This window comes from Pseudomonas sp. P65(2024), from assembly GCF_057480955.1.
The window spans coordinates 77836-102248 of sequence record NZ_JBLIYX010000014.1 but is presented as its reverse complement, the minus strand read 5'-3'; the positions used below and the strand labels follow the sequence as shown (position 1 = coordinate 102248).

The window sequence follows — 24413 nt, the reverse complement described above, 5'->3', positions numbered from 1 at the left end:
TCGGACCCAGACCCATGAACACCCGCACTTTCAGCCGCGTCTCATACCGAGCCGCGAGCATCCTGCTTGCCAGTATCTTCCTGGCCTGCCCATCGGCGGTAGTAGCGGCTCCACGCTGGATCGATCCGGCCGGCCAGGACCTACGCGACCAACAGCAGTCACTGCGAAAACTGGAACAGGACCGACGACTCGAACGCTGGGAACATTCACGGCCCATCGACAGAGCACACCGAAGCGAAACACCGTCCACCGAACAGGGTCAACGCTGCTGGGCAGTGAGTGGCGTGCGACTGGCGGGCAACCGAACACTTCGGTCCCAGCACCTTGAACCCACCGTACGCGCCTTGTCGTCCTCATGCATGGGCGCAGCAGAAATCGACCGATTGCTCAAGGCAATCACCCAGCAGTACGTGCAGGCCGGCTATCCCACCAGCCGCCCCTACGTTGCACGCCCCCCTGAACATGGCGCCCCACTGGATATCGTGATTGTCGAGGGCTTCATAGAATCGATCGAAATCACTGACCAGGGCCTGCCCCTGTCACTGGGCAACGCGTTTCCAGGCACACTCGGCCGCCCCCTGCATTTGCCGGATCTTGAGCAAGGCCTCGACCAACTTAATCGTCTGCGCGCCTACGACCTGGAAATGGCCCTGCTGCCTGGGGAGTTGCAAGGGGGGACCCGCGTCGTGATCAAACCTCGGCAGGTCTGCTCACGCGTGCACCTGGACGCCAGCATCGACAACCGTGGCGGTGAAACGACCGGCCGCCATCGTCTGAACCTGGGCCTGGGCCTGGACAGCCCGCTGGGTTTGAACGACGACCTGCGCCTGTCGTTCAACCGGACCGTTTTCGAAGCACCAGGACAAACCGAAGGCTTGAGCCTCCATTACAGCCTGCCTCACGGTCCCTGGACCTTCAGCCTCAACGCCAGCCAGATGCGCTACAGTGCCCCGGTGCCCCGGACCCGCTACAGCAGCAATGGCGAGAACGAGTTTTTCGGCCTTGGCGCGGAGCGTGTGCTCTGGCGCAATCGCCAAGGCATGCTCAGTGCCAGCACCCGCGTGGACCGCAAGGCATTGACCAACCGCTTTGGCCCGGTGGTACTGGCGCTGCAGAGCCCGACCCTGAGTACCGTCGATGCCGGCCTCAATCTGCTGTGGCTGGAGAGCGGGCTATGGAACCTGTACCTGGGCGTGAGCAAGGGCGTGGACTGGTTCGGCGCCGACCAGCCCCACCACAACAAGCGTGCGCCCCGTCCGGACTTCACAAAGTACCGCGCCAACCTCCTGCACCTGCGCCAAGGCCCTGCCGAGCACCCATGGCGTTGGCAGAGTGAACTGGCCCTGCAATTCAGCACCGATGTCCTGCCCGCGATCGAACAGCAGCAGCTCAGCGATCACTCGGCCGTGCGCGGTTTTCGTCAGCACAACGTGACCGGCGCCAGTGCCGCCGTCTGGCGCAACACCCTCAGTCAGCCGCTGCCCTCGGGTTGGACCTGGCCTGTGCAAGCACGCCCATCGATAGGCCTTGACCATGGCTGGGCCCGCTATATGCGCGAGAGTCCCTCCCAGCGCCTGACCGGTGCCTCGGTGGGTATTGAGCTGAGCGTCCCACGCAGCAGCCTGCGCCTGGACTACCAGCGCGCCCTGCATGCCAGCGATCGACGGCGCAAGGCGTTGGAACACGGTTTCTGGGTAGCCCAGTGGTCCCTGAGCATTTGAGCTACCAGCTCAGCCCACGCTGTCCAATAGTGTCTACCGGCCCCAGCCATTGCAGGCCGCGCAGCACCGGGGTCAGGCCGGCATCGGCCGACATTGCGAAATCGAGCTGCGCCCGCCGTGCCACCAGGTCGGCCTCCAGGCCGAGCTGGTGTTGGCCTTGGCGAACCAGCCCCGCGACCAGCCGCCAGCCCTGGCGACAGTCCATTTCCAGCGTCCCCTCCCCCAATCCCAGGGACCACGGGGCGCTCAAAGCCAGGTCGACCACCGTGATCCGCCCTTCGGCGGCCAGGCAACGCTGCCCCGAGCCTTGCAGGCTGATACCCCCTTGCCACTGCCCGGTCAGGCGGTATCCCAGGGCCGCGCTGGGCTGCGCGCCCACTGCCTGCAGCCCGGCCTGCCAACGCCACGGCCAGCCGCTCAGGCGCCCTTGCCAACCCTGACCTTGAAAAACCAACCGAACCTGCAGATCGCGCTGCCATGCTCGCCACGTCCATTGCACCGGTCCTGCCGCACCCAGCCGCTCGGCCTGCCCTTGCCACAGGCTGCCGCTCACGCCCTCGGCCGGTAGCCCGAACCCGGCGACCAACCAACGCGCTGGCAGCTCCACCAACAGCGTCAGGCAGAACACCAGGGCCATCCACAGGCCAGCCCGCCGCTTCATGGCCGCAGCCGCACGGTAAAGCGCAGCCCCTCGGTGTCCCGCTCCAATTCCCACTGCAAAGGCCGCGCGCCATCATCGCGCAGGGCCTGCAACCAGCCTTGCAGCGCCTGGGCATCGGCCACCTTGCCACGCGCCAGCCAGCCTTCGTCCTCGGGCTGCACCTCGGCGAGCTCGATGTGTCGCGCCTGAGCCGACTGGTGCAGCCCTTCCAGGGTCAATGCGGGTTGCTGCGCTTGCGCCGTCAACGATTCGGCCAGCGCCCGCCACTGCGCCTGCTCACGCCAATAGGCGATGCCCTCGCGCAGCGCCAGCAGCGCAACCAACAGCGCGACGACTCCCCAGGCCAGCGATAGCCGATGCTGCTGCAACCATTCACGGTTCATGCTGCGCTCCCCAAGTCGAACACCACCCGGCGTGCCTCGTCTTCCACCTGGACGTGCACGCCAATCGCCGTGGCCATGTCCTGCCAGGGCGCGCCTGTGCCCTCGCCTTCCAGCTCCAGGTGCCAGCGCTGGCCGTCGTACCGCACCGCCCGCACCTGCCAGCCAGGGTGATCGTTCAACCAGGCATGGACCTGCGCCTGCACCGCGTCGAGCAGACGCAGGCGCACCTGGCTTTCACCGGCGTCGTCCCGCAGGCGCTTGAGCGCCAGCGCCGCCTGGCGTGGTGTCGCCTGGGGACCGGTCACCGCCAGCACCTGGGCGCGATAGACCTGGGCCTGTCGCCACTGTTGCGCACACCAGAGTCCGCCCCACGCCAGGGCTAACGCCAGGCAGGCGACGGCCAGGCGCGATTGCCCGCCCTGCAAGCGCGGGCGTGAGCGGGCCTGTCGCGCCTCGAACACCCCCGACAGGCCATCGAGCGGCGCCAGCACTTCTGGCCATGGGCCCTCGATGCATTCAGCGTCGTCGGCCAGCCAGTCCAACGTAGGCGGCAAACCGAGCACCTGTGGCCAGGCCAACCAACGTGCCTGGGCCTTGTACAGGCTCACCGTCCCTCGCCGCCAATGCCAACCCGACGCGCCCACGCTGTCGGGCAGCAGCTGGAACTCAGCCCAGCAACGCTCAACCGGCAGCGCCCAGGCGGAGCACTGCGCACGCCATTCATCCAGCCTCGCCCGCGCCACCACCAGCAATTGCACCTGCCCCGCGTGACGCCCGATACAGGCACACAGCACATCATCGGCGCCTTGCAGCAAGCGGTCCTCGACCAGCAACGGCCACTCTTCGCGCTTGAGCCCGGGCGGCGCGGCCAGCTGGAAGTGGCTGCACTGCTCGCCGGGAACGATCAGGGCGACGCGCGCCTCGAGCCCTGGCGGTGGCTCCCCCAGTCCCTCGCGCACCGGACGGCCCTGGATCACCAGCAGCCACTCCCAGACCTCGCCTGGACGCAGCAACAACCAGGGTTGTGCCGGCGCCCGGCGGCGCCATTCAAGCTTCATGAGCGCCCCCAGGGCAGAACGAAGGTGCAGGTAGACGGTGCTCCATCACGCACTAGCTCCACGCGCACACCCCGTCCGGGGTGCGCCGGTTGTTCGGAAGGCCAGGCCAGCCAGCGGCCGGACTGGTGGTAGAGGATGTTCATCGCGCTGACCCGCTCCAACCGCTCGCGCATCACCCATTGCGGGGCTGCGGCGGCGTAGAGGTCGGCCGAGGTTTCCAGCAGCAGGCGCTGTTCGCGAGGCTCGAAACGCAAACGCTGGCGTTGCAGGCGCGAGCCGCCCTCGGCCTGGGGCCAGGCAGCGGCGGCCACCCACAGCAGTTGCTGGCGGTCGGGTTGCCAGTCGAGCCAGCGCGGCGCCAGCGGCAGGCGCTGTTCATACAGGCGGCGCAGCACCGGGCTATCGAAACGCCGCTCCAGGGCCAGGCAGAAATCCAGCACGCCGGTTTCGCGCACCTGTTCGTCAAGCCGCTCGCGCACCTTCAGCCAACCGTTGACCAGCGCCGACAGCAACACCCCGAGTAATGCAGTGAGGGCCAGGGCCACCAGCAGTTCGATCAGGGTCATGCCTGCCTGGCGCCGCTTCATGGCCGCTCCAGGAACACGGTGTACTGCCCCAGCGGCAGGCGCTGGTCGCGGTCGGCATGCAGCAACAGTTCGCCACGACGCAGGTCGCGCACCCCGGTACGACGCAACTGCAGCTGCCAATGGCAGGCCTGCCCGCCCTCGACCAGCACGCCGCTGTCCTGGTTGGCCGCCGGCCAGTACTGCTCGACCGCGAAACGCGCCTGCAGCTCGCGGGCGCACAGCAGGCCCAGGCGATGCTGCTGCACGGTGTCCTGCACGGCCAGGCGCTGGCGCAGGACCTGGCTGGTGATCACCGCCAGGACCGCGGCGATGCCCAGGGCCACACTCACTTCGAGCAAGGTGAAGCCCCGTTGCCCGCGTTTCATGGCATCACGCTCACGCGCAACTGGCCGCTGCGGTCCCAGTCCCAACGCCGGCCGCCCTCGGCCCAGCGCCAGCGCACAGTGCCCGGGCGGGCCCAGCCATCGGGGGTGAACAGCAGCACGGGCGTCTGGCTGGCTGGCCAGTCCGGGCGCAGGCCCTTGGGCCAATCGCCCAATGCAACGGTTTCCACCTGCCATTGATCACCTTGACGGCGCACGAACTCAGGCCGCTGACCGTTCCAGCGTATCCCCCGCAGTTGCCCGGCATGGCGCGCCAGGTCGGCCTGGGCCAAAGTGGCGGCGGCCAGGCGGTCGAGGGTCTGGTCGACGCTGCTCCTGCCGCTGTCGAGCCAGGCCACCGCCAGGCTGGTCATCAGCGCGGCGATGGCCAGCACCACCAGCAGCTCGAGCAGGCTGAAGCCACACTGTTGGATCGGGGTAGCGTGGGAGCGGGCAGACATTTCAGAGCGCCCAGTTGCCCAGATCGGCATCGAGCCCTTCGCCGCCCGGCACACCATCGGCGCCCAGCGAATAGACATCGACCCGGCCATGCTCGCCGGGCATGCGGTACTGGTACGGCGTACCCCACGGATCCTCTGGCAGTCGACGGATATAGCCATCGCTGCGCCAACTGCGCGGCAGCGGTTCCTGGGTCGGTTTCTTCGCCAGCGCCGCCAGGCCCTGTTCGTTGCTGGGGAAGCGCAGGTTGTCCAGGCGGTACATGTCCAGCGCCTGCTCCAGGGTCGCAAGGTCGGCCATGACCTTCTGCTTCATGGCCTTGTCCTGGTTGCCCAGCACGCTGGGCGCGACCACGGCGATCAACAGGCCGATGATGAAGATCACCACCATGATCTCCATCAGCGTGAAGCCACCCTGGCGATTGCGTCGTTGTTGCATGAGAAGTCTCCTTGTCACAGTTGCAATCCCTGGTTGAGCTGCATGATTGGCAGCAGCACCGCCAGCACGATGAACAGCACCACCGCGCCCATCACCAGGATCATCAGCGGTTCGAACAGCGCCATGGCGGTGTCCACCTGGCGGGCGAAGCCGCGCTCCTGGTCATCGGCCACGCGTTCGAGCATGTCGGCCAGGGTGCCGCTGGCCTCGCCGCTGCCGACCATGTTCACCAGCAGCGGCGGAAACTGGCCGGCGCCGTCCAGCGCCCGGTGCAGGCTGGTGCCGCCCTGCACCTGCTGGCGTACCTGCGCCATGGCGGCATGGATACGCAGGTTGCCGACCGTCTCGGTGGCCACCTGCAGGGCTTCGAGCAGGGCCACGCCACTGCCGCAGAGAATCGCCAGGCTGCGCGCCAGGCGCGCGCTCTCCAGCACCTGCAGCAGCGCCCCGACACGCGGCAGGCGCAGCAGCAGGTCGTCGCGGCGCAGGCGCCAGTGCGGCTTGCGCAGCAGCCAGCCACCGGCCACTGCCAGCCCGATCGCCAGCGCCAGCAAGTACGGCCCGGCCTGGACCAGCCCCTGGCTGATGCCGATCAGCAGCGAAGTAATCAGTGGCAGGCTCTGCCCGGAATGGGCGAACTGCTCGGTGAGCTTGGGCACCACGAAGGTCATCAAGCCAATCACCACCGCCAGCGACACGCCCATCAGCACCGCCGGGTAGATCAGCGCGGTACGTGCCTTGTGGCGCTGGCGCTGCACCTGCTCAAGGTGATCGGCCAGGCGCGCCAGCACCTGCCCCAGGCGCCCGGAGCGCTCGCCGGCCTCGACCAGCGCGCAGTACAGCCCGGTGAACGGCGCGCCTTGGCGTGCCAGGCTACGGGCCAGCCCAAGGCCTTCAGCGAGTGAGCCACGCAGGGTCACCAACACCGCATGCAGGGCTGGTTGGCGCAGTTGCCGCTCCAGCGTCGCAAGGGCATCGACCAGTGGGATGCCGGCACCAATCAGGGTCGCCAGTTGGCGGGTCAGCTCGCACAGCTGGGCGCGGGTCAGGCGCTGGCGACGGGACTGCGTGCTGTCGTGGCGCTGCAACTGCCGGGCGAACAGGCCCTGCTCGCGCAGCAACTGGCGCGCATGCCGCTCGCTGTCGGCCTGCACGCTGGCCTTGTGCGCCTTACCGTTCATGTCCACGGCCTGATAGCGATAGGTCGGCATGCTCAGCCCTGCACCACGCGCAGCACTTCGGCCAGGCTGGTCTCGCCACGGGCCAGGCAATCGCTAGCCATGGCCACCAGGCTCTGCCGGCGGCCATCCAGGTAGGCCTGCATGGCCAGCTCGCTTTCGCCGTCGTAGAGCATCGCGACCAGCCCGGCATCCAGCTCGATGAATTCGTACAGCCCCAACCGGCCGACATAGCCGCTGTCCTGGCAATGCTCACAGCCGACCGGGTGATAGCTCTCGCGCAGGCTGCCCAGTTCCGGCCACAGCTCGCGCTCGGCGCTTTGCAATGGCCGAGCCACCGCGCAGCTGCACAGCCGCCGCACCAGGCGCTGGGCCAGCACGCCGCGCAGGCACGAGGCGATCAGAAACGGCTCGATGCCCATGTCACGCAGGCGGGTCACCGCGCCGAGGGCGCTGTTGGTGTGCAGGGTCGACAGCACCAGGTGCCCGGTGAGGCTGGCCTGCACGGCGATCTGCGCGGTTTCCTGGTCGCGGATCTCGCCGAGCATGATCACGTCCGGGTCCTGGCGCAGGATTGCGCGCAGGCCACTGGCAAAGGTCAGCCCGGCGCGGGGGTTGATGGCGGTCTGGCCGATGCCGGCGATGGCGTACTCGACCGGATCCTCGACGGTGAGAATGTTGCGGCTGCCGTCGTTCAGGCTGTTGAGGCTGGCGTACAGCGTGGTGGTCTTGCCCGAGCCGGTGGGGCCGGTGGACAGCACGATGCCGTTGGGCCGCGCCAGGCAGCCGCGCAGGCCGCGCAGCACGGCGGCGGGCATGCCCAGGTTGTCCAGCGCCAGCAGGCTGGCCTGCTTGTCGAGCACCCGCATCACCACCCGCTCGCCATGGATGCCGGGCAGGGTCGAGACCCGCACATCCACCTCGCGCCCGGCGGCGCGCAGGGTGATGCGGCCGTCCTGGGGCTGGCGCTTCTCGGCGATATCAAGCCGGGCCATGACCTTGATCCGCGACACCAGCATCGCCGACAGCGCCCGCGGCGGGCGCAGCACCTCGCGCAGGTGGCCGTCGACGCGCAGGCGCACCACCAGGCTCTGCTCGAAGGTCTCGATATGGATATCCGAGGCACGCAGGCGCAAGGCCTGGCCAAACAGGCCGTTGATCAGGCGGATCACCGGGGCTTCGTCGTCGCTTTCCAGCAAGTCCTCGATGCGCGGCATCTCGCTCATCAGGCTGTCCAGGTCAACCTGCTCGCCGATGCCTTCGATCAAGGCCTCGTTCGCCGCCTCGCCGGCCTGGTAGAGCTGGCCGAGGCGCTCGTCGAACTGCGCGCCGTCAAGGCGCTCCAGGCTGACCGGCAGACCATGCACGCGCAACAGCTCCTGCAACTGGTCGCTGTCGGCATTGCTGCGCAACCACAACTGCCAGCCGCCTTCGGTCGGTGCCATGGCCACGCCGCTCTGGCGCGCCAGGCGATAAGGCAGCATCACCAGTCACCGCCTTCGAGGCGCGCCCGGCTGGAGGGGAACACCTGCAGCAACGGCAGGCCCTCGGCCAGGGACGGCAGCTTGAGCGGCGTGTTCTGTTGCAGGCTCTGGTACTTCTGCTGGCTCAGGCCGGCCAGGCTCTCGCCGTCACGCAGGATGCGCGGGCGGATGAACACCATCAGGTTCTGCTTGGTGTTCTTGCTGGCGTCGGAGCGGAACAGCCGGCCCAGGTAGGGAATGTCGCCGAGCAGCGGCACGCGCTGGTTGCTGGTGGCAAGCTCGTCGCTGATCAGCCCGCCGAGGATCACCAGGCCGTTGTCCTCGACCATCACCTTGGTCTTGATCTCGCGCTTGTTGGTGATCACATCGCTGGCGGCGCTGGAGTCGGCGATCGACGACACCTCCTGGACGATGTCCAGGCGCACGCTGTTGTCGACATTGACCTGCGGCTTGATGCGCAGCTTCACCCCCACTTCCTTGCGCTCGATGGTCTGGTAGGGGTTGGCATTGTTCTGGGTGACGGAGCCGGTGACGAACGGCACCTCCTGGCCGACCAGGATCGACGCTTCGGCGTTGTCCAGGGTCAGCAGGGTCGGCGTGGACAGCAGGTTGAAGCCGCTCTTGCCCTTGAGCGCGTTGACCAGCATGGCGAAGTTGAAACCGCCGCCGATATGGCCGATGCCGGCGGTGGCGCCGGTGGTGGCCGACAGCAGCTTGCCGAGTTTTTCGTTGTCGCCGCTGCTGGCGGCACCGGCGATGCTGGCGATGTTCACCCCGTTGCCGCCGAAGTTGACGATGCCGGCGCCGAACTTCTCGTCGGCGAACAGCCACTGCACGCCGAGTTCCTGGGCGCTGCTGTCGGACACCTCGGCGATGATCGCCTCGACCACCACCTGCGCCCGACGGATGTCCAACTGCTCGACGATGCTGCGGAAGGCAGCCAGCTCGCTGTCCGGGCCGACCATCACCACGGCGTTGGTGCCCTCCTCGTACTCCAGGCGGATCCCCGAATCGCTGGTCGCCGGCACCGGCGCTGCGTCCTTGCCCTCGCCTTCGGCGGCTGGCACCGCGCCGGCCTGGCTCAGGCCGCGCAGTACCTTGACCACCTCGGCGGCGTTGGCGTGGCGCAGGTACATGACCTGGGTATTGCTGCTGCGCAGGTTGTCGCCGGGCCGGTCGAGCTGGGCCAGCAAGGCCCGCACACGCTCGCGGCTGTCGGCGCTGCCGCGTACCAGCAAGGCATTGCTGCGCGGGTCGGCGACCACCTGGGCGGCATCGCTGCCCTGCTCGCGGGCCAGCAGGCGGGTCACCAGGCCCGCGGTGTCAGCGGCGCTGGCGTGCTTGAGCGGGATGACCTGCAACGGCTCGTCGCTGACCTGGTCGAGCTGGCGCAGCAGGCTGTCGATACGCTCCAGGTTGCTGCGCCAGTCGGTGACCACCAGCAGGTTGGCGGCCGGGTACGGGGTGATCACGCCGACCCGTGGGTCGATCAGTGGCTTGAGGATGCCGAGCATCTGCTCGCTGGCGGCGTTGCGCACATTGAACACGCGGGTGGCCACGCCATCGCTGCCCTCGGACTTCTTGTTGGCGCTTTCCACCGGCACCGGCTCCAGGCGCGCGGCCTGGTCGGGAACGATCTTCACGCTGCCGTTGGGCAGGTCCACGGCGGCGAAGCCCTGGGCCCGTAGCTGGGCCAGGAAGATATCGTAGATGGCGTCGGCGTCATGCCGATCGACCGTGCGCACGGTGACCTTGCCCTGCACTCGCGGGTCGACGATGAACGTGGTGCCGGTGATGCGCGACACGCTGTCGATGAACTCACCCAGCTCGGTGTCGACGAAATTGACCTCGTACAACGGCGTGCCGTCGTCGGCGAACACTTCCGGCTCTTCGGCCCGGGCCAGGGACATGCCGAGCATCAGCAGCCCGGCCAGACAGTACCTTGCGATCATCATTCATCCTTGGCGCTTGAAGCCGGTCACGGCGGGGCGTGGCGGCCAGGGCAGGCGCTCGCGCCGCCCGTTGTTGTCGAAGATCAGGCCATCGGCGTCGATGTCCTGCAGCACGATGCCCGGCGCCAGGCGCTGGCCACGGCCAAGGGTGCGCACCTGCTGGCCATGGCGCAGCACCACCACGCTGGCCGACAGCGGCTGGGCCTTGAGCCCGCCCAGGTAGGCCAGGGGCAGGCGGGTGATGGGGATACTTCCGTCATCGACGGGAGCCTGCCAGTGCTCCACCAGCAGGCCCGGCAGCGCAACGTCCGTCTGAACGGGCGCAGTGGCCGGCAGCGGCTGGCGGCTGAGCAGCAGCACACATTGCGCCGCCAGCCAGCCGGCCAGGGTCAGCAAGGCGAAGGTGACCAGGCGCGAAGTCACGCCGCCACCTGGTGCGGGTGCCAGCCCGGATGGCCCTGGACGTAGCGCACCGCCGGCAATTGCAGGGTGGCCAGCGCCCAGCCCGGCGTCTGCCGGGTCAGCCAGGCTTCCAGGGTCTGCCACAGCGGTACGCCGGCCTGGGCGTCGAAGTGCAGGCCGAAGGTGCGGCACAGGCCCTCCACCGGCTGCAGGCCGATGATGCGCTTGCCGTTGGGGCTGTAGCTCACCTGCCAGTCCTGGCTCTGCCAGCGCGGCAGGTCCTGGCTGTTGTCCAGCAGCAGCGGGTCGCCGAACAGTTGCTCGGCGGCGTTCTCCAGTACCTGTTCGACCTGGCGCGCCGGGGCTTCGACCACTGGCGCGGGGTAGCCGCCGGTGAGACTGATCAGGTGTTCACGGGTGATCGGCTCACCCGCCCGCAGCGGGAAGTCGTAACGCAGGCCAGGCAGCAGCACCGGCATGCTCGAATCGTCGGCTAATGCCTGGTGCAGCAGGCGGTCCCAGCTGCCGCCACGGGTATCGCGGCGCCACAACGCCTCGGGGGCGCGGGCCAGGGGCTGGTCGAGCCAGGCGGCGTGGCCGCTGCGCTGGCGTTGCAGTTCGCCGCGCAGCTGGCTGGCGCGGGCCTGGGCTTGCGGTCCGAGGCTGTGCTCGAAGGCCGGAAAAAAACGCGTCTCGAACTGCCACTGGCCACCGGTATGGCGGCAACGCAGGCGAAACGCGCCACTGGCCCGGCAGCCCGCGAACAACACCGGCACCCGCCGGCCACTGGCCTGGCTCGCCATTACCGGCGCGGGCCACAGGTCCTGGCCACGGGCGCACAGCAGCACATCCACTTCCGGCACCCGCTCGGCCAGCCACAGACCGGGGCCGGTACCGACATCCGCCAGCGCAACCACCAGGTCGGCCTCGCGCCGGGCCTGCTGGAAGCTCGGTTGAAGGGACTGGTACCACTGTTTCAGGGAGGCTTTCTGGTCCTGGGCGTAAGGGTCGGTAACCCCCACAACCGCAATGCGCACACCAGCACGCTGGAACACCTTGACGCCTTCAACGCCCAGCGCCTTGGCCTGGGTGTCGGCCAGTCCGGCGCCGAGGGTGATAGAAGAAGACTGGCGATAGAGCCCGGCGCTGCGCTGCGGCCACAGCACCCGCTCATCGCTGCTGACCCGCGCCTCGCTGCCCAGCAGCTGGCTGCCCTGCACGCCGCTTTCGCCCTGAGTGAGGTAGGCCAGGCCACTGCCGTTCCAGCACTGGCCGTTCTCCAAGGTCAGGCAGTGCTCACTGCCAGCTTCGGCGCGCAATTGTTCGAGCAACGCTGCCAGCACCGCGTAACCACCCGTACGGGCTTGTCCGACCAGGCGGGCATCGAGCAATGGCGCCAGCTCCGGTTGCCCGGCACTGGCGTTGGGCCCGCTCATCCAGGGTGCACGACCCAGGTGGCTGACCGGTCCCAGGCGCGTGGCCGGCACCACGGCCTGGCCCGGCTGACGGGCATCGAGGGTGTCGGCCACATACAGCAGGTCCAGCGCCCGGTCGCTGCCGCCACGCGGCCCCGGCAGCGTGGAACAGGCACCGAGCAGCGGCGCCAGCGCACCGACGCCCAGCCACCCGATCACCTCGCGCCTGCCCATACTGCTTGCCATCGACTCCGCCATCCCTGTTCACGTTGGGCCCCGGATATTGCGGCGTTGGCGTGACAGTTTGATGGCAGAAATCCGCTGTTAATTCCAAAACAGCCTGGACTAGGCCTTTAGTAATAGCAGCGCGTTTTAAACGCCCTTTAACATTTCTGCCAATCAATCGACATACTTGCCGTCTAGAGTCGCGGTCTCCTTCAACTCAGCCAAAAAAGGACACCCTGATGAGTCGAGATACCGGCGATAACCTGGACCGGAACCTGAGCGGCAACCTGCCGATGGCCAGTGTCATGGACACCTACCTGAGCCGTCGCGCCGTGGTGCGCGGCAGCCTCGGCGCCGCCATCGCCATGATCGCCGGCACCGGCCTGACCGGTTGCTTCGACGGCGGCGGCGGCTCCGACAACGACGATCCGGCGCCCCAGCCGGAGAAACCGAAACTCAAGCTGGGCTTCAATTCCATTCCAGGCTCGCGCACCGATGCCTGCGTAGTCGCCGCCGGCTACAGCGCCTATGTGCTGGCGCCCTGGGGCACACCGCTGAACGCCACCGCCAACCCCTGGAAGGCCGATGGCAGCAACACCTCCACCGACCAGGCCAACGCCATGGGCATGCACCATGACGGCATGCACTTCTTCCCCATCAACGGCAGCTCCAGCGATGGCCTGCTGGCGATCAACTTCGAGTACATCGACACCGCCGCCCTGCACCCGGCCGGCCCCACCACCGTCGCCGGCAAGCGCCCGGTCGAGGAAGTGCGCAAGGAGATCAACGCCCACGGCGCGGGCGTGGTGCGCATCAGCAAGGTTGCCGGGCGCTGGCAGGTGGTCGATAACGACCCGCTCAACCGCCGCTTCACCACCGTCTCGCTGATGGACATCGCAGGCCCGATGCGCGGCACCGATCACGTCAAGACCAAGTTCTCCCCCACCGGCACCCAGTGCCGCGGCACCAACAACAACTGCGGCAACGGCTATACCCCGTGGGGCACCTACCTGACCTGCGAGGAGAACTGGCCCGGCATCTTCGTCAACAAGGGCACCCGCCCGGCCAACCAGGTGCGCATCGGCGTATCCAGCAGCAGCGGCCAGTACAAGTGGGAAACCGCGGCCGGTGACGCCAGTGAAGTGGCCGGCGAGTTCGCCCGCTTCGACATCACCCCCACCGGCGCCAGCGCCACCGATGACTTCCGCAACGAAGCCAGCACCTACGGCTACATCGTCGAGATCGACCCGTACACCAGCAACACCCTGGCGGTAAAACGCACCGCCCTGGGCCGCTTCCGCCACGAAGGCTGCTGCCCGGGCCTGCCGGTGGCCGGCAAGCCGCTGGTCTGGTACACCGGCGACGACTCCAACAACGAGTACCTGTACAAGTTCGTCTCCGACGCCCTGTGGGACCCGGCCGATGCCAACCCGGCCGACCGTCTGGCCACCGGCGCCAAGTACCTGGACAAGGGCAAGCTCTACGTGGCCCGCTTCGACGCCAACGGCACCGGCGCCTGGCTGCTGCTCGACGTCGCCACCCCGACCACCGGTAGCAGCACCCTCGGCGCGTTGTTCACCGATTTGCCGGGCATCATCCTCAACACCCGTGGCGCTGCCGACGCCGTGGGCGCCACGCCCATGGACCGTCCGGAGTGGACCGCCGTCAACCCGCTCAACGGCGACGTCTACCTGACCCTGACCAACAACAGCGCGCGCACCGCCGCCAAGGTCGACGCGGCCAACCCGCGCGGCCCGAACCGCCACGGCCACATCATCCGTTGGCACGACAGCGACGATCACAAGACCTTCACCTGGGACATCTTCGTGTTCGGCGCCAATGCCGCCGGCGCCCCGGACATCAACCGCTCCGGCCTGACCGAACTGAACCAGTTCGCCAGCCCCGACGGCATGAGCTTCGATAGCCGCGGCGTGCTGTGGTTCGAGACCGACAACGGCGAGGCCACCCTGACCAGCTACACCAACGACCAGCTGCTGGCGGTGATCCCCACCGACCTGGTGGACGCCAACGGCAAGCAGATCCCGGTCAACGCCACCAACCAGGCGGCCCTGCGCCGCTTCTTCGTCGGGCCGAACGGTTGCGAGGTGACGGGCATCACCTTCACCCCGGACAACAAGACGATGTTCGTCAACATCCAGCACCCGGACAACTGGCCGACCACCGACAAGGCCACCGATGTCACGCCAACCGGCACCTCGGTGCGGCCACGGGCTTCGACGGTGGTGATCCAGCGTAATGATGGTGGGGAGATCGGTACCCTCTGATCGATCGCCTTTCGACCCAATCGCGGGGCAAGTCGCATCGGCGCACCGCCGCTCCCACAAGGACTTGCGTATTCCTTGTGGGAGCGGCGGTGCGCCGATACGACTTGCCCCGCGATCACGTTCTACCAGGCCCCTGCCTCCCTACCCCTGACCCGCACCTGCTGCGCCGGCACCCGCGCATGCCATTGCACCACGCCCAGCGCCTCGATCTGGAACTGGCTGCGCAGCGTGCGCCCCTCTTCCTCGAACGACAGCTGCAGCACGAAATGGCCGCTGTTGAGCAACAACCCTTCGCTTAGCCGGGCGAAGGTCTCGTCATCCACCGCGCCCAGCGCCTGGCGCAATGCCGTGGCATCCACATAGCCCGCCGCCGGCCGGCCGCTGATGATGCGGCTGAGCATCGAACGGGAAAACTGCCCCTCGTACAGGGCCTCCAGCAACGGCAGGTGCACCAGCCCCAGGGCGTTGGCATTGAGTCGCCAGCCACCGGTCGAGGGCAGTGCGCAGAGCATCCGGTAGCGGCCTTGCCGGCCACTGTCCGGCTCCAACAGCAGGTTGAGCTCACTGGTGTCGAGCATTGGCTGGTTGGCCGCCAACCGGGGTGGCTGCTGGCGCAGGTACTGGGCACTCTCGGCCCCTTGCAAGCGGGCATCGCTGTCGGCATCCAGCCAGTCGGCCAGGGCATCGACCAGCCGCTCGGCGGCCATGTCGTCGCCGAGCAGGTGGCGTAGCTGGCGCTCGGCCCGTGGACCGTCCTCGCCCAGCAGGGCATTGACGTTGAAGCATGTGTGCTGGTCGATCACCCGCAGTTGCGCCTTGCCGGCACCGAAGTCATAGGCCAACGGCTGCCCACGCAGGGCCTGCCAGAACAGCGGGCTGGCCCGCCAAGCCGGATCGCGCAGGGCCTGGGAGGCATAGGCCAGCCCGGCCTGCTCCATGGCCCGTACCTGCACGCGCTGGTGCAACAGGCGCACCTCGTCCACCTGGCGCCGGCCATCTTCCACCAGCCAGGCCAGCCCCGCCGCGAGCATCGCCAGCACCACCAGCACCATCAGCAGTGCCGCGCCCTGTTGTCGCCTGCGCCCCATCCCTGTCTTCCCGTGGCTGCTGAAAAGCGCCAGTCAACACGCCCGTTGTTTCAGCCAGATGGCAGTCATGTGCCCGTCATCTGCACAAGGCAGGATTGGCCTTCTTTTTCTTTGGCCTGACAGGAGTGGTCTTACATGGGTGGCATCGGAATCTGGCAATTGGTGATCGTGCTGTTGATCGTCTTCCTGCTGTTCGGCACCAAGCGTCTCAAGGGGCTGGGCAGTGATGTCGGTGAAGCGATCCAGGGCTTTCGCAAGTCCATGGGCGGTACTGCCGACAACAGCGTCGAGCAACAACCGCAGGTGCTGAACAATCAGCCGATGCAGCAGGCGCAATCGGATCGTCAGGCCTGATGTTCGAGATCGGCTTCACCGAACTGCTGCTGGTCGGCATCGTCGCCTTGCTGGTGCTCGGCCCCGAGCGCCTGCCGGTGGCGGCGCGTACCCTCGGCCGTGGGCTGGGCCAGGCGCGGCGGGCGCTGCATGCGTTGAAGACGCAGGTGGAGCGGGAGATCGACATGCCCGCCCTGGATGCCGCGCCGTTGCAGCGCCTGGAGCAGGAGATCCGCCAGGGCATCCAGCTCGACGCGACGCCGGCCAATGACCCGACCCCGGTCGTCCACACCAAGGAAAACGCCTGATGTCCCTCGCCCTCGACCAGGCGGCGCGCATGCCGCTGACCGACCACCTGCGCGACCTGCGCAAGCGCCTGGTGCGCTGCCTGCTGGTGGTTGCGCTGGTGTTCTGCGGCTTGTTCCCCTTCGCCCAGACGCTGTACACGCACATCTCCGAACCGCTGCGCCGCTACCTGCCCGAAGGCGCCAGCATGATCGCCACCAGCGTCACCTCGCCGTTCCTCACGCCGTTCAAGCTGACGGCGATGTGCGCGCTGTTCGTCGCCATGCCGCTGCTGCTGCACCAGGCCTGGGGCTTCATCGCCCCGGGGCTGTACCGCCGCGAACGGCGCATTGCCCTGCCGCTGCTGGTGTCGAGCATCCTGCTGTTCTACGGTGGCATGGCCTTCGCGTTCTTCCTGGTATTCCCGATGATGTTCGGCTTCTTCGCCAGCGTGACCCCGGACGGGGTGGCGATGATGACCGACATCGGCTTGTACCTGGACTTCATCCTGGCACTGTTTTTGGCGTTCGGCCTGGCCTTCGAGATCCCGGTGGCGACCTTCATCGTGGTCTGGGCGGGGCTGACCGACGTGGCCACGCTGCGGCGCAGCCGGCCCTATGTGATCGTCGGCTGCTTCGTGGTGGGGATGATCCTGACGCCGCCGGATGTGTTTTCCCAGACCCTGCTGGCGGTGCCGATGTGGGTGCTGTTCGAGGTGGGGTTGCTGGCGTGTGGGTTGGTGCGCCGGGCGGGGTAGACCGATGGATTGTCGGGGCTGCTTTGCAGCCCTTTCGCGACACAAGGCCGCTCCCACAGGATATGTGCCAGTTCTGCCATGGTGCGGTCCCTGTGGGAGCGGCCTTGCCGGGGCGCCGGACCGGTCGGAAAGGGGCGCAAAGCGCCCCCAGAATCAAGAACGAGATTCCTGATCAGACCAGTGGTATTGACCTGGTATTAAAGTGGTATTAATTTCCACCCAACAACAATATCGGACACCGCCCATGCGTCCTCTATCGGCCCTGCGCCCCGACGACACCAGCGCCACCCCGCTCTACCTGCAACTGGCGCGCAACCTTGAGCAGGCCATCCACGCCGGCCAATGGACCGCCGACCAGGCGCTGCCCTCGGAGCGCACCCTCAGCGAAACCCTGGACATCTCCCGGGTCACCGCGCGCAAGGCCCTTGAGGTCCTGCTCGAACAAGGCCTGATCCATCGCATCCAGGGCTCCGGCACCTTCATCACGCCACGCCTCGAACAACCCCTGTCACGTCTGTCGAGCTTCAGCGAAATGCTGCGCATGAAGGGCTTCGTGCCCAGCTCCCAGTGGCTCGAGCGCAGCATCGGCACCCCGAGCAACGACGAACTGATCCGCCTCGGCCTGTCGCCCACCGACCAGGTGGTCCACCTCAAGCGCCTGCGCAAGGCCGACGATATCGTCATGGCGGTGGAGGTCAGCACCCTGCCCGCCCGCCTGCTCGGCGACCCGCAGGCCATCGGCGATTCGCTCTACCAGCACCTCGACCGGCTCGGCCGCCCGGTGGTCCGCGCCCTGCAACACATCCGCGCAATCAACGCCAGCGACGAACTGGCCGCCCAGGTGGGCATCGCCCCCGGCACCGCCATGCTGCTGATGACCCGTATCGGCTACCTCGACGACAACACCGCCATCGAGCTGACCGACACCTACTGCCGCAACGACTACTACGACTTCGTCGCCGAACTGCGACGCTGACCGGAGCCCCCATGGACATCGCCAACATCCTCACCCCCGACGGCTGGGTGCGCGGACAACTGCACCTCGAAAACGGCCGCATCCGGGCCATCGAGGGTACGCCGTGCGACCCGCAGGCCAACGACCTGCCGTACCTGCTGCCCGGCTTCATCGACCTGCACGTGCACGGGGGTGGAGGCAGCGACATCATGCAGGGCGGCGATGCCTTCGCCACCATCGCCCGTACCCACCGGCGTTTCGGCACCACCTCGCTGCTGGCCACCACCATGACCGCGCCCCGCGAGGAACTGACCCGCGTGCTCGCCGAACTGGGCGAACACCTCAAGCAACCGCGCCAGGGCGCGCGCATCCTCGGCGTGCACCTGGAAGGCCCGTACATCAACCCCGGCAAGCTCGGCGCGCAGCCGAACTTCGCCCACCAGGCGCTGCTCGACGAGGTCGAGCAATACCTGGCCCTGGCGCCGATCAAGGTCATCACCATCGCCCCGGAAATCGCCGGCCACCTGCCGCTGATCCAGGCCCTGAGCCAGCGCGGCATCCGCCTGCAGCTCGGCCATACCCTGGGCAGCTACGAAGAAGGCGTGGCAGCCCTGGAGGCCGGCGCCACCAGCTTCACCCACCTGTACAACGCCATGAGCCCGCTGCACCACCGCGAGCCGGGCATCGTCGGCGCGGCCCTGGCCCATGCCCGCTACGCCGAGCTGATTCCCGACCTGCTGCACGTGCACCCCGGCGCCATGCGCGTGGCCCTGCGCTCGATCCCGTGCCTGTACTGCGTGACCGACTCCACCGCCGCCGCCGGCATGCCCGACGGCGAATACCGCCTGGGCAGCCACACCGTGACCAAGTGCCTGGGCGGCGTGCGCCTGCCCGACGGCACCCTGGCCGGCAGCACCCTGACCATGGACCAGGCCCTGCGCAACCTGGTGAAGATCGGCCTGCCGCTGGCCGAAGCCTCCGAGCGCCTGTCCCGCCATCCCGCCGATTATCTCGGCATCGCCGACCGTGGCCGCCTGCAACCGGGCGCCTGGGCCGACGCGGTGCTGCTGGACCGCCAACTGAACCTGACCGCCGTGATGATCGAAGGAGAAACCGCATGAGTTCAAGGATGCTCGAAGAAGCCCGCGCCTGCGCCGAGGTCGTCGAACGTCAGACGCAGACGCTGGACCCGCGCCTGGAAACCCTGGCCGAACAGCTGCGCCGGCTCGATCCGCAAGTGGCGCTGACCGTGGCCCGGGGCAGCTCGGACCACGCCGCCAGCTACTTCGCCTACATCGCCATGCAGCAACTGGGGCTGCCGGTGGCTTCGCTGCCGATGTCCGTGGTGACTTTGCAGCAGGCGCCACTGCGAGTACGTGGCCAGGTGGCGCTGGGCTTCTCGCAGTCGGGGCAGAGCCCGGACCTGGTCGAAAGCCTGCGCCGCCTGGGCCAGTGCGGGGCGACCACGGTCTCGCTGGTCAACGCCGAAGGCTCGCCCCTGGAGCAGGCCTGCCAGTACCACTTGCCGCTGTGCGCAGGCCCTGAGCTATCAGTGGCGGCGACCAAGAGCTTCGTCGCCACCCTGGCTGCCGGCGCCCGCCTGGTCGCCCACTGGGGCCAAGATCGCGCCCTGCAGGAAGCCGGCCTTGCCCTGCCCGCGCAGCTGCGCGAGGCCGCCGGGCAAGACTGGAGCCCAGCCATCGATACCCTGCGCGACAGCGAGCGCCTGATGGTGATCGGCCGCGGCGCGGGCTTCGCCATCGCCCAGGAGGCCGCGCTCAAACTCAAGGAAACCTCGGTGATCCAGGCCGAGGCCTTCAGCAGCGCCGAAGTGCGCCATGGGCCGATGGCCCTGATCGATGCCCAGTACCCGCTGCTGGTGTTCGCCCCCCGTGGCGTCGAGCAGGCCGGGCTGCTGCAGCTGGCCGCCGACATGCGCCAGCGCGGCGCCCGCGTGCTGTTGGCGGCACCAGCCGATATCGCCGGGCGCGACCTCACCCTGAGCGGCGCCGAACACCCGGCCCTGGACCCGCTGCTGGCGATCCAGAGCTTCTACATCATGGCCGCGGCCCTGGCCGAGGCCCGCGGCCTCGACCCCGACCAGCCGCGCCACCTGAGCAAAGTGACCTGCACGCAGTGAAGCCGCGAGGAACAGCGCATGCCCGACAATAACAAGATCATCCTCCATGCCCCGCTCGCCGGACCGCAGGTACCGCTGGACCAGGTACCGGACCCGGTGTTCAGCAGCGGCACACTGGGCGACGGCGTCGCCATCGACCCGTTGAACGACGTGCTGCACGCGCCCTGCGCCGGTGAAGTGGTGCAACTGGCGCGCACCGGCCATGCGCTGACCCTGCGCGCGGCCAACGGCGCGGAAGTCCTCTTGCATATCGGTGTCGACACCGTGCAGCTGCAGGGGCGCGGTTTCTCGCCGCTGGTGGCGCTGGGCGACCAAGTGAAACAGGGACAACCGCTGGTGCGCTTCGACATGGACCTGGTGGCGCAGCACTGCGTCAGCCTGGTCACCGTGATGCTGGTCAGCAATGGCCCGGGCTTTGGCCTGACGCGACTGGACACAGGCGCTTCACGCCTGGGCGCGGCGCTGCTGGAGGTCGAGGCCACGGGCAGCGAAGCGCAGGCACGCCCGGTCAGCCATGAGCGTGCATGCGGTCATGCCCGGGTCGCTCATCACGGCGGTCTGCATGCCCGCCCAGCCGCCCTGCTGCGCCAGACCGCGCAAGGCTTCCAGAGCCATGCCGTGCTGCGCTTCGCCGAGCGCGAGGCCGACCTCAACAGCCTGGTGGCGGTCATGGGCCTGGGCGTTGGTGAAGGCGCCGAAGTCGAACTGATTTGCACCGGGCCGGACAACCAGGCCGCGCTGCAGGCATTGATCGCCGCCGTGCAGACCGCCTCGGTCGGTGAGCGCCATGCCACCCACGTGCCCACCAGTGCCGCCACGCCCAAGCCCAATACAGAGCCCGGCGTGCTCAACGGTGTCTGCGCCGCCCCCGGCCTCGCCCTCGGGCCACTGGCGCGCCTGGACGGCATCAGCCTGCCGGCGGACAGCGGCGACAACGACCCCGGCGAGCAGCACCAGGCGCTGAACAGCGCCCTGGCCGAGGTCCGCCATGCCATCGACCGCGACTGGCGGCACCTGCCTCGCGGCCAGGAGGACGCGGCGGCGATTCTCGAGGCCCACCTGGCCCTGCTCGACGACCCGGCTCTGCTCGGCGATGCCCGCCAGCATATCGCTGGCGGCGTCGCCGCCAGCCATGCCTGGAGCCGCGCCATCGAGACCCAGTGCCAGGTCCTGCGCAGCCTGGGCAACCCGTTGCTGGCCGAGCGCGCCAACGACCTCTACGACCTGCAGCAGCGGGTGCTGCGCGCCCTGCTCGGCGAAACCCGGCAACTGCGCCTGCCACCGGCGGCCATCGTCGTCGCCCACGAACTGACCCCCTCCGACCTGCTGCTGCTCACCCGCCACGATGTCGCCGGGCTGTGCATGGCCGCCGGTGGCGCCACCTCGCACGTCGCCATCCTCGCCCGTGCCCGCGGCCTGCCATGCCTGGTGGCCGTGGGCGAAGCGCTGCTCGACCTGCCCGCCGGCACGCCCCTGGTGCTGGACGCCGACCAGGGCCGCCTGGAAACCCAGGCCGCCCCACAACGCCTGGCCGAGGTCCACTGCCACCTGCAGCAACGCCGCGAAATCCGCCAGCGCCAGCAGGCCGCCGCACAGCAAGGCGCGCGTACCCGCGATGGCCAGTTGATCGAGGTCGCGGCCAACGTCGCCAGCGCCGAAGAAGCCGCCCAGGCCCTGGCCCTGGGCGCCGACGGCATCGGCCTGCTGCGCAGCGAGTTCCTGTTCATCGACCGCCCCACCGCACCGGACGAGGCCGAGCAGCGCAACGCCTACCAGGCAGTGCTCGACGCGATGGCCGAGCGCCCGGTGATCATTCGCACCATCGACGTCGGCGGCGACAAGCAGCTCGATTACCTGCCCCTGCCGGCCGAGGCCAATCCGGTGCTGGGCCTGCGCGGCATCCGCCTGGGCCAGTTCCGCCCGGAGCTGCTCGACCAGCAACTGCGCGCCCTGCTCCAGGTCAGCCCGCAGCGGCGCTGCCGGATCATGCTGCCGATGGTCACCGAGGTCGACGAGCTGATCGCCATCCGCCAGCGCCTCGACCGGCTGGCCGCCGAGCTGGGCGTGACGGCGCGCGCCGAACTGGGGGTGATGATCGAGGTGCCGGCCGCGGCGCTGCTCGCCGAGCGCCTGGCCGAGCACGCGGACTTCTTCTCCATCGGCACCAACGACCTGTCCCAGTACACCCTGGCCATGGACCGTGACCATGCCGGGCTTGCGGCGCGGGTCGATGCCCTGCACCCGGCACTGCTACGCCTGATCGAGCTGACCTGCCAGGGCGCGGCGAAACACGGCCGCTGGGTTGGCGTGTGCGGTGCGCTGGCCAGCGATCCGCTGGCCACGCCGGTGCTGGTCGGCCTCGGCGTGGCCGAGCTGTCGGTCAGCGCGCCGCAAATCGGCGAGATCAAGGCCCTGGTCCGCCAGCTCGACGCCAGTGCCTGCCACCGCTTCAGCCAGGGCCTGCTGGGCCTGGCCAGCGCCGGGGCAGTACGCCAGGCCTGCCGCGACTTCGCCGCGCAATCCCACGCCCAATCCGCGGCCCCCATGGCCCTACAACAATAATCGGAGCGCACCATGTACCAGCACTTCATCCAGGGCCTGCAGCGGCTCGGCCGCGCCTTGATGCTGCCCATCGCCATCCTGCCCATCGCCGGCCTGTTGCTGCGCCTGGGCGACACCGACCTGCTCGACATCGCCCTGGTGCATGACGCCGGGCAAGCGATCTTCGCCAACCTGGCGCTGATCTTCGCCATCGGCATCGCCGTGGGCTTCGCCCGCGACAATAACGGCACCGCGGGCCTGGCCGGCGCCATCGGCTACCTGGTGCTGGTGGCGACGCTGAAGGTGATCGATCCGAAGATCGACATGGGCATGCTCGCCGGCATCATCTGCGGCCTGCTCGGCGGCGGCCTGTACAACCGCTTCAAGGACATCCAGCTGCCGGACTACCTGGCGTTCTTCGGTGGCCGGCGCTTCGTGCCGATCGCCACCGGGGTATCGGCGGTGTTCCTCGGGCTGCTGTTCGGCCTGATCTGGCCACCGATCCAGCACGGCATCAACGCGCTCGGCCAGCTGATGCTGGAGAGCGGCAGCATCGGCGCATTCTTCTTCGGCGTGCTCAACCGGCTGCTGATCATCACCGGCCTGCACCATATCCTCAACAACCTGGTGTGGTTCGTCTTCGGCAGCTTCCAGGCGGCCAGCGGCCAAGTGGTCACGGGCGATCTGGCGCGCTTCTTCGCCGGCGACCCAAACGCCGGCCAGTTCATGACCGGCATGTTCCCGGTGATGATCTTCGGCCTGCCCGCCGCCTGCCTGGCCATGTACCGCCATGCCCTGCCACAGCGGCGCAAGCTGATCGGCGGGGTGCTGCTGTCGATGGCGCTGACCTCGGCGCTGACCGGGGTGACCGAGCCGATCGAATTCGCCTTCATGTTCCTGGCGCCGCTGCTGTACCTGATCCATGCGCTGCTGACCGGGTTGTCCATGGCCATCTGCGACCTGCTGGGGATCCGCCTGGGTTTCACCTTCTCCGGCGGCGGCATCGACATGGCCCTGGGCTGGGGGCGTTCGAGCCACGGCTGGCTGGTGTTCCCGGTGGGCGTGCTCTATGGGTTGGTCTACTACTTCGTGTTCGACTACTGCATCCGCCGTTTCGACCTGAAGACCCCCGGCCGCGAGGAACAGGCGGCCAGCCAGGCCGAGGGCAGCGATGCGCCACGGGCCCGGCGCTACATCGACGCCCTCGGCGGCGCGGCCAACCTGCAGGGCGTGGATGCCTGCACCACGCGCCTGCGCCTGGTACTGGCCGACCGCAACCTGGCCCGCGACCAAGACTTGAAGGCCCTCGGCGCCCTCGCCGTGGTACGCCCCGGTACCGGTGGCAGCCTGCAGGTGGTGGTGGGGCCGATGGCCGATGCGCTGGCCGACGAGATTCGCGGGGAACTGCCCCATGCGCGGGTGGCGCCGCCGGTTGCCGAGAAGGCCGCGGTGGTCACCGAGACGGTCGTCGCGGATCAATGGCTGCAGGCCCTGGGCGGGCGAGACAATCTGCTGGAGGCCCTGTGCGTGGCCTCGAGCCGGGTGCGGGTACGGGTCAGGGATGAGGGCAAGGTAGCGCAGGAACGCTTGATCGCGCTGGGATGCCTGGGGGTGAGTCCGCAGGCGGGTGGGGTGTGGCATCTGGTCGTGGGTAGCAAGGCGCCTGCGTTAAGCAGCGCTTTGCAGGGCTGAAAAGCATCGCGG

At 68.4% G+C, this 24413-nt stretch carries 23 protein-coding genes; 10 read left to right on the top strand and 13 right to left on the bottom strand.

Features of this window, described 5'->3' with window-relative positions; genetic code table 11:
- Positions 1-14: 14 nt before the first annotated feature.
- Complete coding sequence (locus AC25MA_RS18665) at positions 15-1721, top strand: ShlB/FhaC/HecB family hemolysin secretion/activation protein (RefSeq protein ID WP_182324212.1); 1707 nt, start codon at positions 15-17, stop codon at positions 1719-1721.
- A gap of 1 nt (position 1722) precedes the next feature.
- On the opposite strand, the gene AC25MA_RS18660 is transcribed toward AC25MA_RS18665, so the two are convergent.
- The 12 genes from AC25MA_RS18660 to AC25MA_RS18605 are packed head-to-tail and all read right to left on the bottom strand — an operon-like array spanning position 1723 to position 12346.
- Positions 1723-2382: a general secretion pathway protein GspN gene (locus AC25MA_RS18660; RefSeq protein ID WP_069016788.1), complete on the bottom strand. Its 660-nt coding sequence runs from the start codon at positions 2380-2382 to the stop codon at positions 1723-1725.
- Complete coding sequence (gene gspM, locus AC25MA_RS18655) at positions 2379-2765, bottom strand: type II secretion system protein GspM (protein WP_486972294.1); 387 nt, start codon at positions 2763-2765, stop codon at positions 2379-2381. Before gspM ends, AC25MA_RS18660 begins: the two co-directional genes overlap by 4 nt.
- Positions 2762-3823, bottom strand: coding sequence for a GspL/Epsl periplasmic domain-containing protein (locus AC25MA_RS18650; protein ID WP_207851935.1), 1062 nt, complete (start codon positions 3821-3823; stop codon positions 2762-2764). The genes gspM and AC25MA_RS18650 overlap by 4 nt, the downstream gene beginning before the upstream one ends.
- On the bottom strand, positions 3820-4410 hold the full coding sequence (locus AC25MA_RS18645) for a prepilin-type N-terminal cleavage/methylation domain-containing protein (protein WP_182324206.1): 591 nt from the start codon (positions 4408-4410) through the stop codon (positions 3820-3822). The genes AC25MA_RS18650 and AC25MA_RS18645 overlap by 4 nt, the downstream gene beginning before the upstream one ends.
- Entirely contained in the window at positions 4407-4775 is a 369-nt protein-coding gene (locus AC25MA_RS18640) for a type II secretion system protein (protein WP_028691606.1), read from the bottom strand. Before AC25MA_RS18640 ends, AC25MA_RS18645 begins: the two co-directional genes overlap by 4 nt.
- Complete coding sequence (gene gspH, locus AC25MA_RS18635) at positions 4772-5233, bottom strand: type II secretion system minor pseudopilin GspH (protein WP_182324204.1); 462 nt, start codon at positions 5231-5233, stop codon at positions 4772-4774. Before gspH ends, AC25MA_RS18640 begins: the two co-directional genes overlap by 4 nt.
- A 1-nt stretch (position 5234) precedes the next feature.
- A complete protein-coding gene (gspG, locus tag AC25MA_RS18630; protein WP_028691608.1) occupies positions 5235-5669 on the bottom strand; it encodes a type II secretion system major pseudopilin GspG in 435 nt (144 codons plus the stop codon).
- Between the two features lie 14 nt (positions 5670-5683).
- Positions 5684-6880, bottom strand: coding sequence for a type II secretion system inner membrane protein GspF (gene gspF, locus AC25MA_RS18625; RefSeq protein ID WP_486972293.1), 1197 nt, complete (start codon positions 6878-6880; stop codon positions 5684-5686).
- Between the two features lie 2 nt (positions 6881-6882).
- Entirely contained in the window at positions 6883-8331 is a 1449-nt protein-coding gene (locus AC25MA_RS18620) for a GspE/PulE family protein (RefSeq protein WP_088851971.1), read from the bottom strand.
- Complete coding sequence (gene gspD / locus AC25MA_RS18615) at positions 8331-10283, bottom strand: type II secretion system secretin GspD (RefSeq protein WP_486972292.1); 1953 nt, start codon at positions 10281-10283, stop codon at positions 8331-8333. Before gspD ends, AC25MA_RS18620 begins: the two co-directional genes overlap by 1 nt.
- A gap of 3 nt (positions 10284-10286) precedes the next feature.
- Entirely contained in the window at positions 10287-10706 is a 420-nt protein-coding gene (locus tag AC25MA_RS18610; protein ID WP_036986278.1) for a pilus assembly protein PilZ, read from the bottom strand.
- On the bottom strand, positions 10703-12346 hold the full coding sequence (locus tag AC25MA_RS18605) for a bifunctional UDP-sugar hydrolase/5'-nucleotidase (protein WP_236248233.1): 1644 nt from the start codon (positions 12344-12346) through the stop codon (positions 10703-10705). Before AC25MA_RS18605 ends, AC25MA_RS18610 begins: the two co-directional genes overlap by 4 nt.
- A 218-nt stretch (positions 12347-12564) precedes the next feature.
- On the opposite strand from AC25MA_RS18605, the gene AC25MA_RS18600 reads away from it, so the two are divergent.
- Positions 12565-14610, top strand: coding sequence for a PhoX family protein (locus AC25MA_RS18600; RefSeq protein ID WP_486972291.1), 2046 nt, complete (start codon positions 12565-12567; stop codon positions 14608-14610).
- A 122-nt stretch (positions 14611-14732) separates the two neighbouring features.
- Here the strand turns inward: AC25MA_RS18600 and gspK are convergent, their stop codons facing one another.
- A complete protein-coding gene (gene gspK / locus AC25MA_RS18595) occupies positions 14733-15698 on the bottom strand; it encodes a type II secretion system minor pseudopilin GspK (RefSeq protein WP_236248232.1) in 966 nt (321 codons plus the stop codon).
- A gap of 135 nt (positions 15699-15833) precedes the next feature.
- Here gspK and tatA point away from each other — a divergent pair, with 135 nt between their 5' ends.
- From tatA to nagE, 8 genes are all read left to right on the top strand, one after another.
- Positions 15834-16052 carry a twin-arginine translocase TatA/TatE family subunit gene (gene tatA, locus AC25MA_RS18590; RefSeq protein ID WP_186596971.1) on the top strand — a complete coding sequence of 73 codons (219 nt, stop codon included), beginning with the start codon at positions 15834-15836 and terminating at the stop codon, positions 16050-16052.
- Complete coding sequence (gene tatB, locus AC25MA_RS18585; protein ID WP_486972290.1) at positions 16052-16339, top strand: Sec-independent protein translocase protein TatB; 288 nt, start codon at positions 16052-16054, stop codon at positions 16337-16339. The genes tatA and tatB overlap by 1 nt, the downstream gene beginning before the upstream one ends.
- Complete coding sequence (tatC, locus tag AC25MA_RS18580) at positions 16339-17073, top strand: twin-arginine translocase subunit TatC (protein WP_062360469.1); 735 nt, start codon at positions 16339-16341, stop codon at positions 17071-17073. Before tatB ends, tatC begins: the two co-directional genes overlap by 1 nt.
- Positions 17074-17317: 244 nt before the next feature.
- Positions 17318-18049: a GntR family transcriptional regulator gene (locus AC25MA_RS18575; RefSeq protein ID WP_028691621.1), complete on the top strand. Its 732-nt coding sequence runs from the start codon at positions 17318-17320 to the stop codon at positions 18047-18049.
- An 11-nt stretch (positions 18050-18060) separates the two neighbouring features.
- Positions 18061-19149 (top strand): N-acetylglucosamine-6-phosphate deacetylase, encoded by a 1089-nt coding sequence (gene nagA / locus AC25MA_RS18570; protein ID WP_280064213.1) that lies wholly within the window; start codon positions 18061-18063, stop codon positions 19147-19149.
- Complete coding sequence (locus AC25MA_RS18565; RefSeq protein WP_486972289.1) at positions 19146-20168, top strand: SIS domain-containing protein; 1023 nt, start codon at positions 19146-19148, stop codon at positions 20166-20168. Before nagA ends, AC25MA_RS18565 begins: the two co-directional genes overlap by 4 nt.
- Before the next feature lie 18 nt (positions 20169-20186).
- Positions 20187-22730, top strand: a complete 2544-nt coding sequence (gene ptsP / locus AC25MA_RS18560; RefSeq protein ID WP_486972288.1) for a phosphoenolpyruvate--protein phosphotransferase — start codon at positions 20187-20189, stop codon at positions 22728-22730.
- 12 nt (positions 22731-22742) lie between these two features.
- Positions 22743-24401: an N-acetylglucosamine-specific PTS transporter subunit IIBC gene (nagE, locus tag AC25MA_RS18555; RefSeq protein ID WP_486972287.1), complete on the top strand. Its 1659-nt coding sequence runs from the start codon at positions 22743-22745 to the stop codon at positions 24399-24401.
- Positions 24402-24413 lie beyond the last annotated feature (12 nt).